This is a genomic window from Sphingomonas sp. URJC2 (genome assembly GCF_059803575.1).
Genome location: NZ_JAPFGX010000059.1, coordinates 1 through 10611, shown reverse-complemented (window position 1 = coordinate 10611; position 10611 = coordinate 1). Strand labels below are relative to the sequence as shown.

The window sequence follows — 10611 nt, the reverse complement described above, 5'->3', positions numbered from 1 at the left end:
CCCCACCCGGCCTCCCACAGTGTATCCTGCCGTTGGGAGGCCGGGTGGGGGTGCGGGCCGGTGCCGTTCTTCCCAGCCAACCGCCTGCTCAGTGGCTCCAGCCGAGCCGGTCGGGCAGCGGCACCGCGCGGCCGTGATCGGTGAGGGTCAGTCCGGCCCCGGCCGCGAACTGGCCGATGGCGGTGGCTGCGACCGGCGGATCGCGGCCGTCGGGCAGCGCGAACAGCAGCTCATAATCATCGCCCGCCGTCACCGCGCTGAGCGGATCGCCGCACAGCGGCACATGGTCGAGCGCGATGGTGACGCCCAGCCCGCTGGCCGCCGCCATGCGCGCGGCGTCGATCAGCAGCCCGTCCGACACATCCATCATCGCATGAACGACCGGCGCGAGCAGCCGCCCCTCGGCCAGCCGCGGCTGCGGGCGGCGATAGGCGGCAAGCTCCGGCCCGTCGCGGCCGGTGCGCGCCAGATCAAGGCCGATCCCCGCCGCGCCGATCCGCCCGGTCACCCATAGCCGGTCGCCCGGCTGCGCGCCGCTGCGCGACGGGGCGATGGGCGCGCGGCCGATGGCGGTCAGCCCCAGGCTGCGGGCCCCGTGATGGCGCACAGTGTCGCCGCCCAGAAGCGCCACCCCGAACGCCGCCAGCGCCTCGCCCAGCCCGGCCAGGAACGCACGGTCCCACGCGCCGTCGCCCAGCGGATAGCCGATCAGGCAGCCGATCGGGGTCGCGCCCTTGGCCGCCAGATCGGACAGATTGACCGCCAGCAGCTTCCACGCGACATCGCCGGGGGGATCGCCGGGCAGGAAATGCACGCCCTCGACGATCATGTCATGGGTGAACACCAGATCGCCGAGCACCGCCGCATCATCGGCCAGCCCCCTTGCGGCCGGATCGGTCGCCAGCCCGCGCAGCGCGGCGATGAAGCCGGCCTCGTCCAGATCCGGCCCCGCCGCGCTCAGCGGCGCACGTCCTTGGCGACCGCGTCGAGCAGGCCGTTCACGAACGCGGTTTCCTTGCGGTCGTAAAAGGCATGGGCGACGTCGACATATTCGCTGATGACCGAGCCGACCGGCACATCGGCGCGCGCGATCAGCTCATAGGTGCCGGCGCGCAGGATCTGGCGCATCGGCCGGTCGAGCCGGTCGAGGTTCCAGCCCTGCGTCAGCCGGGCGGCGATCAGCGTGTCGATTTCGGCCCGCCGCGCCGCGACGCCTTTCACGACATCGTCGAAAAAGCCGGTTTCGGCATCGGCATATTCATCGCCCTCGATGGTCGCGCCCAGCCGGTGCTGGTGAAACTCGGCCAGCAGCTGCGGCAGCGGGGTCTGTTCCATTTCCAGCTGATACAGCGCCTGCACGGCGGCCAGCCGGGCGGCGGAGCGGGAACGGGCTCTTTCGTTCTTGGTCATCTGTCCAGTCTCAATGCGACCGAGCGGCCATGGGCGGGCAGCCCCTCGGCATCGGCAAGCGCGACGGCCGCAGGGCCGAGCGCCGCGAGCGCACCGGGGGAGCAGCCGAGAAAGCTCGTCCGCTTCATGAAATCGAGCACCGACAGGCCCGAGGCGAATCGCGCCCGGCGCCCGGTCGGCAGCACATGGTTGGGGCCGCCCAGATAATCGCCAATCGCCTCGGGCGTGTGACGGCCGAGGAAGATCGAGCCGGCATGGCGGACGGCGGCGAACAGCGGCTCGGGATCGGCGACCGCCAGTTCCAGATGCTCGGCCGCCAGCCGGTCGATCAGCGGCACCGCCGCCAGCAGATCGGGCACGACGATGATCGCGCCATGGCGGTCCCAGCTTTCGCGCGCGGTCGCCGCGGTCGCGAGGGTCGGGATCTGCGCGTCGACCGCGGCGGCCACCCGGTCGGCAAAGCCGGCATCGTCGGTGATCAGGATCGACTGGCTGGTCGGGTCATGCTCGGCCTGGCTCAGCAGATCGGCGGCGATCCAGTCAGGGTCGTTGCCGCTGTCGGCGACGACCAGAATCTCCGACGGCCCGGCGACCATGTCGATGCCGACCACGCCGTAAAGCTGGCGCTTGGCCTCGGCCACCCAGGCATTGCCGGGCCCGACGATCACATCGACGGGCGCGATCCGCCCGGTGCCGTAAGCGAGCGCGGCCACGCCCTGCGCGCCGCCGACCCGCCAGATCTCCTCGATCCCGACCAGAGCGGCGGCGGCGAGCACCAGCGGATTGACGACGCCATCGGGCGTCGGCGTCACCATCGCCAGCCGCCCGACCCCGGCGACGCGCGCCGGCACGGCATTCATCAGCAGCGAGCTGGGATAGGCCGCGCGCCCGCCCGGCACATACAGCCCGGCGGCATCGACCGGCCGCCAACGCGCGCCGATCCGCACGCCCATCGGGTCGACCTCGTCACGGTCGGCGGGGCGCTGCTTTTCATGATAGGAGGTGATGCGGGCATGCGCGAGTTCGAGCGCGCGGCGCAGTTCGCGGTGCAGCCCGTCGAGCGCGGCCCGGCACTCGGCCGGATCGATCCGCCAGCCGCCGGCGTCCAGATCGTGCCGGTCGAACCGGGCGGTCAGATCGGCAAGCGCGGCATCGCCTTCGTCGCGCACCCGGGCGAGGATCGCGGCCACATCGCGCGACACGTCATCGGCGCTTTCGCGGCGCGCGCCGACCAGCGCGTCGAACCGGGCGGCAAAATCGGGATCGGAAAGGGACAGGCGGATCATGCGGCGGCTTCCGATGGGCTGGCGGCGCGGCGCACCGCATCCACGATCGGGGCGATCGCGGCGGCGCGCATCTTGAACGCGGCGCGGTTAACGATCAGTCGGGCGCTGACCTCGGCAATCACCTCGACCTCGACCAGCCCGTTTTCCTTGAGCGTGCGGCCGGACGAGACCAGATCGACGATGCGGCTCGTCAGGCCGAGCAGCGGCGCCAGCTCCATCGCGCCGCTGAGCTTCACGCATTCGGCCTGTACGCCGCGCGCCTCGAAATGGCGACGGGTGAGGGCGGGATATTTGGTGGCGACGCGCACATGGCTCCACGCGCGCGGATCGTCGCCCGCGGCCATTTCGGCCGGTTCCGCCACCGACACCCGGCAATGGCCGATGCCCAGATCGACGGGCGCATAAAGTTCGGAATAGTCGAACTCCATCAGCACGTCGGAACCGACAATGCCCAGCTGCGCCGCGCCATGCGCGACAAAGGTCGCGACATCAAAGGCGCGCACCCGCACCAGCGAGATGTCGGGCCGGTTGGTCGCAAAGCGCAGCGCCCGGCTGTTCTTGTCGCCAAAGGCGGGTTCGGGAACGATGCCGGCGCGCGCAAGCAGCGGCAGCGCCTCGTCCAGAATCCGGCCCTTCGGCACGGCGATGATGATGGGATCGGCCATGGCCGCGCGGCTTTACGCGCAGGCGGACGCAAGGGCAACATGGCGGCGGTGCGGGGTGCGCGGCGTGTTTGTGGTGCGGCGCGCGCCGGCGTTATTGTTGCGCGCCTCCAAGCCGGGGTGACCTGTCGCCTGTCGCGGCGCCGGCCCGCTCCCCCACCCGGTCGCCCAGCGCCAGCATCATTTGGGAGGCCGGGTGGGGGAGCGGGCCGGTGCCGCCCGTGCGGCGAGAGCCGCACCACCAACAACTTCCGGTGCCGCGACAGGCATACGTCACCCCGCGCCGACAAACTCCGCAATCGCCGCCGTGACCGCCTCGGGCGCTTCCCAGGGGATGAAATGCCCGGCGTCCGGCACCTCGACGACGCGTAGATGGTCGACATAGGCGGCTAGTCCGTCGAGCTGGACGGGCAGCAGCGCGCTGTCCTTCATCCCCCAGATGACGAGCGTCGGCATGGTGATCGCCGGGAACGGCCCGTCCAGAAAGGCGGGCCGCGCCGCTGTTTCGTCCGTCGCCGGCACGATCAGCGTCGTCGCGCGATACCAGTTCAGCATCGCGGTGAACGCGCCGGGCGTGCGCCATTGCTCCAGATAGATTGCCCGTTCCTCGGCCCCCAGCCGGGCGGGATCGATTTCCTTCAAGAAGCTGGTGTCGAAAAACCGCTCCAGCCCGAGCACACCCAGCCTTGCCTCGAACCCCGGATCGCGAAAGTCGCGGATATATTGGCTGGCGGCGCGCTGTGCAGGATCGTCAAACAGGCTTTTCTGGAAGATGAAGGGGTGCGGGGCGTTGCAGATCACCAGCCGGGCAATGCGGTCGGGGTGGTTGAGCGCCGCCGTCCAGGCGATCGCCCCGCCCCAGTCATGCCCGACCAGCGTGAAGCGCGTGAGACCAAGCGCATCGGCGAGCGCGATCAGATCGGCGACCGGACGATCAGGCGCATAATCCTCCACCCGCGCGGGCTTGGACGAGCCGGCATAGCCGCGCTGATCGGGAGCGATGACGAAATAGCGGTCGGACAGAGCCGCGATCTGGTGCCGCCAGGTGCGGTGCGATTCGGGAAAGCCGTGCAGGAAGATGATCGCCGGGGCAGCGCGCGGCCCGGCCAGCGTCACGTCCAGATCGACCCCAGTCGGGAGATGGAAACGCTGCTGTTCGATCGTCATCCCGTCATCCCCTCCAGCCGGCCCGCCGGTCTGGGGGCGAGCCTATCCGCCGCGCCCCGCCGGTGTCGAGCGCACGCAGACTGCTCCTGAGCCGCCGGGCGGGGCCACCCGGCTTGAAAATGCTTAGGGGTGCGAGATGGTCAGCGGCACTTCGGGAAGCGGGATGTGTTCGTCGGCGTCGGCCGGGACGGTCGGGAACCGGCCCTCCTTCCAGTCATGCTTGGCCTGATTGATCCGCTCGCGCCGCGACGAGACGAAGTTCCACCAGACATGGCGCGGGCTGGCAAACGCCTCCCCGCCCAGCAGCATGATCCGCCCGCCGCCGCTGCTGCGCAGCGTCATCGGCACCCCCGGCTTCAGCAGATAAAGGCTGTGCCGGTCGAGCGGCTGGCCGTCGAGGCTGGCATCGCCAAGCGCGACCACCACCGCGCGCTCGTCGGCCGCCGCGTCGATGGGCACCGCCGCGCCGGGCGCAAGCTGGATATCGGCATAGATGGTCTCGGCATGGCATGTGGTGGGCGCACGCCGCCCCCACAGCGCGCCCATGATGATCCGCGCGGTCACGCCCTCGCCGTCGATCAGCGGCAGATTGGCCGCGGGCACATGCTCGAACGCCGGGGCGGTTTCCTCAAGCGCCTCGGGCAGCGCGAGCCAGGTCTGCATGCCCGACATCACCGCGCCCGCCGCCCGCTCATCGGCCGGGGAGCGTTCGGAATGGACGATGCCCGACCCCGCCGTCATCAGATTGACCGCCCCCGGCTCGATCCGCGCAAAGGTGCCGAGCGAATCGCGGTGGTCGATCGCGCCGCCGAACAGATAGGTGACGGTCGACAGGTTGATGTGCGGATGCGGGCGCACATCCATCCCCGCGCCGGGGGCGAGCTGGGCCGGGCCGAATTGATCGACGAAGATGAACGGGCCGACCATGGTGCGCGGCCGCGACGGCAGCGTCCGGCGCACCGAAAAGCCGCCCAGATCATGGGTGCTGGGGGTGATGGTCAGCGTGAACGGATCGGTCATCGGTCGTCCTCCGCGATTTCGGCCAGCATGTCGGCCAGATCGGCCGGCCAGACCGTCTCGGGCCAGCCGGCAAGCTCGGCGCGCGTGAACCAGCGCCAGTCCTGCATCACCCGCCGTTCCAGATCGGTATGGCCATCGGCGCGGATTTCGGGGTTGGCGCAGCGGATGACGAAAAACCGTTCATCGGCGTCGACATCATCGCCCTCCAGCGTGCGGAACACGACCTGCCGCCGGAAGCGTTCGGGGCCGGGATCGGCGACGATGCCCGTTTCCTCGAACAGCTCGCGCCGGGCGGCGGCGGCATAGGCCTCGCCCGGCTCCAGCGCGCCGCCCGGCGTCGCCCGGAAGGGCGGCCGGTCATCGGCGACAAAGCGGAACAGCAGCACGCGCGCCTCGGCATCGAGCAGCAGGATGCGCGCCGCCGGCCGCTTCAGCCGGACGGTCATGCCGCCTCCGCCGGGGCCTCGGCGCGGATCGCGAGCGCATGGACGCGCTCGACCAGCAGCTCGGCCAGCGCGTGATTGACCATGCGCTGGCGCGCGACGCGGCTCTGCCCGGCAAACGCGGCGCTGACGATGCGCACCGAAAAATGGCTTTCGCCGCGCCCGTCATGCCCGGCATGGCCACGGTGCCGGTCGCTGTCGTCGACGACCTCGAGCGCGACCGGGGCGAGCGCGTCGGTCAGGCGGCGGATGATTTCGGCGGCGACCGGCCCCGGCGCGGCAGCGGACGGGGCGGCGGTGTTTGGCGTGGCAGGATGATCCATCGCCCCTATATACGCGTTTTTGTGACGGACAGAATGGCGACGCGGAACGACAGCCCCCGGCCCGAGGACGGCCCCCAGCGGACGAGCCCCCGCGCCCGGTTTCACGGCCGGGTGGGCGGCGGCGACCGCGCGTGCGAACATCCCGGCTGCACCGAGGCGGGCGAGTTCCGCGCCCCGCGCCACCCCGGCGGGCAGCGAGCCGACCGGCCGCCCGAATGGCGCTGGCTGTGCCTTGACCATGTCCGCGCCTTCAACGCCGGCTACAATTATTTCTCCGGCATGAGCGCCGACGAGATCGAGGCCGCGCAGCGCCCCTATGCCGGCTGGGAACGCGAAACCCGCGCCTTTGCCCATGTCGGGGCGGACCGGCCGCCGCGCTGGGCCGATTTCGGCGATCCGCTGGATGCGATCGGGGCGCGGTTCCGGCGCGGCACGGCGGCGGCGCGCGAACGCCAGGACGGCCGCCCGCTGTCGGGCGAGAATCGCCGCGACCTCGTCACCCTCGGCCTTGATATCGATGCCGACCGCAAGGCGCTGCGCCAGCGTTATTCCGAGCTGGTGCGCCTCTATCACCCCGACCGCAATGGCGGCGACCGCAGCCATGAAACCAAGCTGCAGGGCGTGATCGGGGCCTATACGCGGCTGAAATCGGCCCCCGCCTTCGCCTGAGCCGCCCGCTTCAGCCGGCGAGCACCGCCGGGTCGAGCCACATCGTTTCCCAGACATGGCCGTCGGGATCGGCAAAGCTGCGCGAATACATGACCGGCAGATCCTGAACCGGATTGGGATCGGCGGTGCCGCCCGCTGCCGCCGCCGTTCCGGTCAGCCGGTCGACCTCGGCGCGGCTGGCGCATGGCAGGGCGATCATCGTTTCCGATGTGCCCGCCGGGCTTGGCGGGCGCGGGGTGAACCGCGCCCAGGCCCCGGGCGTCAGCAGCATCAGCCCCAGCCCCGCCGGCCCGGTCATGCAGGCCATGCTGCGCGTCGTGAGCAGCGGCACCGCGCAAAAGCCGATCGCGGCATAGAAGGCCATAGCCCGGTCGAGATCGGCGACCGGAAAGTTGATGAACACCGGTGTCTGCATCCGGCGTTCATCGCCGCTGCGCGCGGCCCGCGCAACCATGGCGGCACCCCGGCGCGGACTTCCCCGCTTGGCAAGCCCCGCCATCGCGATTACCGCCTGTTGCGCACGCCTTTGCCCTTTTCAGGACCTGCGATGACCGACCTGCCCAACACCGTGCCCGATTCCCGTTCGACCACGCTGATCGCCGCGCCCGACAAAAAGGTGAGCGTGCGCGAGCTGTTCGGCATCGACATCGACATGGAATGCCCGGCGTTCAGCGCCGCCGACGAACGGGTGCCCGACCTTGATCCGGCCTATGTGTTCGATCCGGACACGACGCTCGCCATCCTTGCCGGCTTCGCGCACAACCGCCGCGTGATGGTGCAGGGCTATCACGGCACCGGCAAATCGACCCATATCGAGCAGGTGGCGGCGCGGCTGAACTGGCCGTGCATCCGCATCAACCTCGACGCGCATATCAGCCGCATCGACCTGATCGGCCGCGACGCCATCGTGCTGCGCGACGGGCGGCAGGTGACCGAGTTCCGCGAAGGGCTGCTGCCCTGGGCGCTGCAGACGCCGACCGCTCTGGTGTTCGACGAATATGATGCCGGCCGCCCGGACGTGATGTTCGTGATCCAGCGCGTGCTCGAGACCGAGGGCAAGCTGACCCTACTCGACCAGAACCGGGTGATCCGCCCCAATCCGTGGTTCCGGCTGTTCGCCACCGCGAACACTGTCGGGCTGGGCGACACGACCGGGCTGTATCACGGCACCCAGCAGATCAATCAGGGCCAGATGGACCGGTGGAATCTGGTCGTCACGCTCAATTATCTGCCCGCCGCGGTCGAGGCGCAGATCGTGATGGCCAAGTCCGGCGAATATGACAGCCCGGACGGCAAGAAGCAGGTCGAGCAGATGGTGCGCGTCGCCGAACTGACCCGGCAGGGCTTCATCGCCGGCGACATTTCGACGGTGATGAGCCCGCGCACGGTGATCAGCTGGGCGCAGAACACGCTGATCTTCAAGGATGTCGGCTTCGCCTTCCGCCTGTCGTTCCTCAACAAGTGCGACGAGGCGGAACGCGCGCTGGTCGCCGAATATTATCAGCGCGTGTTCGGCAAGGACCTGCCCGAAAGCGTGACGCGCAAGGCCTAGAGCATTTCCCAGCCGGGACGAATCACCCGGCGGCCCGGAAAACGCGGCAGATCAAAGACCTGAAGCGGTTTCTGAGCCGATGCAAACGGTTCGGAAACCGCTCTCAACCGCCATTCGCCCATTTGCCGACCCCCGGTGACGGGGCCGCGCGCGCAACCGTTTGTCGTCGGCCCGCGCTTGGCGTAATGCGGGCCGGCATGGCCAATCAGACCCCCCTTGATCTGTTCCGCCAGGTGCTGACCGGCACCGCCCGCGCGCTGGCGCGCGAGCCGGAGGTGGAGCTGGCATTCACCGCCGACGCCCCCGGCCAGGCCGGGCGCAACCTGCGCGTGCCGATGCCGTCGCGCAGCCTGCCGCCCGAACAGGTGGCGGAGGCGCGCGGCTTTGCCGATGCATTCGCGCTCAGGCTGCGCCATCACGACACCGCGCTGCATGCGCGCGGCGCGCCGGTGGACGCGATTGCGCGCGCGGTGTTCGACGCCGCCGAGACGGCGCGGGTCGAGGCCCTGGGCGCGCGCGGGCTGGCGGGGGTTGCCGACAATCTGGATGCCGCGCTCGTCATGCGGCTGCGCTCCGATCCGATCAGCCGGGCGCGGACGCGCGACGAGGTGCCGCTGTCAAGCGCGGTGCAGCTGATGGTGCGCGAACGGCTGACCGGCCGCCCCAGCCCGGCGGCGGCGGAGCCGGGGCTGGCGCTGGTGCGCGACTGGATCGAAGGGCGGGCCGGGGACGATCTCGACGCGCTGGCGCTCGCGCTCGACGATCAGGCGCAGTTCCAGAAGCTGACCGCCAAGCTGCTGCGCGACCTCGAACTGGTCGACGCCGAGGCCGAGGCCAATGACAGCGCCGACGACAGCGACAGCGAGGGGCGCGACGAACCCGACGAGGCCGAAACCACCGACGAGGCCGATGACGGCGAAGCCGGCAATGAAGGCCAGATGGAGGCGCGCACCGAGCCGGCGGAAGGCGAGGACGGCGAGAGCGAGCCTGATGAGGGCGAGCCTGATTACGACGCCGATGGCGAGGCCGAGGCCGCCGAGGACGGCGAGGACGGGATGATGCCCGTGCGCCCCAACCGGCCGCCCGCCGATCTGCCGCCGCAGTTCGATTACAAGGTCTGGACCAGCCGGTTCGACGAGGTGATCGAGGCGGGCGAGCTGTGCGACGAGGACGAGCTGGGGCGGCTGCGTGCCTATCTCGACCAGCAGCTCGTCCATCTGCAGGGCGCGGTGGCCAAGCTTGCCAACCGCTTGCAGCGCCGGCTGATGGCGCAGCAGAGCCGCAGCTGGGATTTCGATCAGGAAGAAGGACTGCTCGATGCCGCGCGGCTGGCGCGCGTCGTCGTCAATCCGGGCCAGAGCCTCAGCTACAAGATCGAGCGTGATACCGATTTCCGCGACACCGTCGTCACGCTGCTGATCGACAATTCGGGATCGATGCGCGGCCGGCCGATTTCCATCGCCGCGATCAGCGCCGACATCCTTGCCCGCACGCTCGAACGGGTGGGCGTCAAGACCGAGATTCTGGGCTTCACCACCCGCGCCTGGAAGGGTGGGCAATCGCGCGAGGACTGGCTGGCGGCGGGCCGCCCGGCCTTGCCCGGCCGGCTCAACGATCTGCGCCACATCGTCTACAAGCCTGCCGACATGCCGTGGCGGCGGGCGCGGCGGAACCTTGGCCTGATGATGCGCGAGGGGCTGCTCAAGGAAAATATCGACGGCGAGGCGCTGATGTGGGCGCACAGCCGAATCATCGCCCGGCCCGAGGAACGCAAGATCCTGATGGTGATTTCGGACGGCGCGCCGGTCGATGATTCGACGCTGTCGGTCAACAATGGCGCCTATCTGGAACGCCATTTGCGGCAGGTGATCGGCTGGATCGAGGCGCGCTCGCCGGTCGAGCTGGTGGCGATCGGCATCGGCCATGACGTCACCCGCTATTACAGCCGGGCGGTGACGATCATGGATGCCGAACAGCTGGGCGGCACGATGGTCGAGCAGCTGGCCGGGCTGTTCGACCAGCCCTGAACGCCGGGGCCTGAGCGCCGGGGGGGGGGGGGGGGGGGGGGGGGGGGGGGGG

The 10611-nt window shown here is 70.2% G+C and carries 12 protein-coding genes; 3 read left to right on the top strand and 9 right to left on the bottom strand.

All coding sequences use genetic code 11. The features are described from left to right. Positions 1–88: 88 nt before the first annotated feature. The 8 genes from thiL to OPU66_RS14245 all read right to left on the bottom strand — a co-directional run bounded on the left by thiL (position 89) and on the right by OPU66_RS14245 (position 6311). Positions 89–940 carry a thiamine-phosphate kinase gene (thiL, locus tag OPU66_RS14280; RefSeq protein ID WP_498554326.1) on the bottom strand — a complete coding sequence of 284 codons (852 nt, stop codon included), beginning with the start codon at positions 938–940 and terminating at the stop codon, positions 89–91. Positions 941–957: 17 nt separating this feature from the next. Beyond that, the gene (gene nusB, locus OPU66_RS14275; protein ID WP_498554325.1) at positions 958–1410 is read right to left on the bottom strand and encodes a transcription antitermination factor NusB; all 453 of its coding nucleotides are present in this window, start codon (positions 1408–1410) and stop codon (positions 958–960) included. After that, the gene (hisD, locus tag OPU66_RS14270) at positions 1407–2696 is read right to left on the bottom strand and encodes a histidinol dehydrogenase (protein WP_498554324.1); all 1290 of its coding nucleotides are present in this window, start codon (positions 2694–2696) and stop codon (positions 1407–1409) included. Before hisD ends, nusB begins: the two co-directional genes overlap by 4 nt. Further along, entirely contained in the window at positions 2693–3361 is a 669-nt protein-coding gene (hisG, locus tag OPU66_RS14265) for an ATP phosphoribosyltransferase (RefSeq protein ID WP_498554323.1), read from the bottom strand. Before hisG ends, hisD begins: the two co-directional genes overlap by 4 nt. Before the next feature lie 270 nt (positions 3362–3631). Continuing rightward, a complete protein-coding gene (locus OPU66_RS14260; RefSeq protein WP_498554322.1) occupies positions 3632–4525 on the bottom strand; it encodes an alpha/beta fold hydrolase in 894 nt (297 codons plus the stop codon). A gap of 123 nt (positions 4526–4648) precedes the next feature. Next, positions 4649–5545, bottom strand: a complete 897-nt coding sequence (locus OPU66_RS14255) for a pirin family protein (protein WP_498554321.1) — start codon at positions 5543–5545, stop codon at positions 4649–4651. Next, positions 5542–5991: an NUDIX hydrolase gene (locus tag OPU66_RS14250; protein ID WP_498554320.1), complete on the bottom strand. Its 450-nt coding sequence runs from the start codon at positions 5989–5991 to the stop codon at positions 5542–5544. The genes OPU66_RS14255 and OPU66_RS14250 overlap by 4 nt, the downstream gene beginning before the upstream one ends. Then, the gene (locus tag OPU66_RS14245) at positions 5988–6311 is read right to left on the bottom strand and encodes a BolA family protein (RefSeq protein ID WP_498554318.1); all 324 of its coding nucleotides are present in this window, start codon (positions 6309–6311) and stop codon (positions 5988–5990) included. The genes OPU66_RS14250 and OPU66_RS14245 overlap by 4 nt, the downstream gene beginning before the upstream one ends. 33 nt (positions 6312–6344) lie before the next feature. Between OPU66_RS14245 and OPU66_RS14240 the strand changes: the two genes are divergently transcribed. After that, positions 6345–6980 carry a J domain-containing protein gene (locus OPU66_RS14240; protein ID WP_498554317.1) on the top strand — a complete coding sequence of 212 codons (636 nt, stop codon included), beginning with the start codon at positions 6345–6347 and terminating at the stop codon, positions 6978–6980. A gap of 10 nt (positions 6981–6990) precedes the next feature. On the opposite strand, the gene OPU66_RS14235 is transcribed toward OPU66_RS14240, so the two are convergent. Then, positions 6991–7434 carry a VOC family protein gene (locus tag OPU66_RS14235; RefSeq protein WP_498554316.1) on the bottom strand — a complete coding sequence of 148 codons (444 nt, stop codon included), beginning with the start codon at positions 7432–7434 and terminating at the stop codon, positions 6991–6993. Between the two features lie 93 nt (positions 7435–7527). Here OPU66_RS14235 and cobS point away from each other — a divergent pair, with 93 nt between their 5' ends. Both cobS and cobT read left to right on the top strand, forming a co-directional pair. Then, complete coding sequence (gene cobS, locus OPU66_RS14230; RefSeq protein WP_498554315.1) at positions 7528–8532, top strand: cobaltochelatase subunit CobS; 1005 nt, start codon at positions 7528–7530, stop codon at positions 8530–8532. Positions 8533–8729: 197 nt separating this feature from the next. Further along, positions 8730–10559 carry a cobaltochelatase subunit CobT gene (cobT, locus tag OPU66_RS14225; RefSeq protein ID WP_498554314.1) on the top strand — a complete coding sequence of 610 codons (1830 nt, stop codon included), beginning with the start codon at positions 8730–8732 and terminating at the stop codon, positions 10557–10559. Positions 10560–10611 lie beyond the last annotated feature (52 nt).

Coding starts and splice junctions, on each gene's coding strand:
- OPU66_RS14255 (WP_498554321.1), bottom strand. CDS start 5,545: ATGACCGATCCGTTCACGCTGACCATCACCCCCAGCACCCATGATCTG.
- nusB (WP_498554325.1), bottom strand. CDS start 1,410: ATGACCAAGAACGAAAGAGCCCGTTCCCGCTCCGCCGCCCGGCTGGCC.
- OPU66_RS14235 (WP_498554316.1), bottom strand. CDS start 7,434: ATGGTTGCGCGGGCCGCGCGCAGCGGCGATGAACGCCGGATGCAGACA.
- OPU66_RS14260 (WP_498554322.1), bottom strand. CDS start 4,525: ATGACGATCGAACAGCAGCGTTTCCATCTCCCGACTGGGGTCGATCTG.
- OPU66_RS14250 (WP_498554320.1), bottom strand. CDS start 5,991: ATGACCGTCCGGCTGAAGCGGCCGGCGGCGCGCATCCTGCTGCTCGAT.
- OPU66_RS14245 (WP_498554318.1), bottom strand. CDS start 6,311: ATGGATCATCCTGCCACGCCAAACACCGCCGCCCCGTCCGCTGCCGCG.
- hisG (WP_498554323.1), bottom strand. CDS start 3,361: ATGGCCGATCCCATCATCATCGCCGTGCCGAAGGGCCGGATTCTGGAC.
- cobT (WP_498554314.1), top strand. CDS start 8,730: ATGGCCAATCAGACCCCCCTTGATCTGTTCCGCCAGGTGCTGACCGGC.
- hisD (WP_498554324.1), bottom strand. CDS start 2,696: ATGATCCGCCTGTCCCTTTCCGATCCCGATTTTGCCGCCCGGTTCGAC.
- OPU66_RS14240 (WP_498554317.1), top strand. CDS start 6,345: ATGGCGACGCGGAACGACAGCCCCCGGCCCGAGGACGGCCCCCAGCGG.
- cobS (WP_498554315.1), top strand. CDS start 7,528: ATGACCGACCTGCCCAACACCGTGCCCGATTCCCGTTCGACCACGCTG.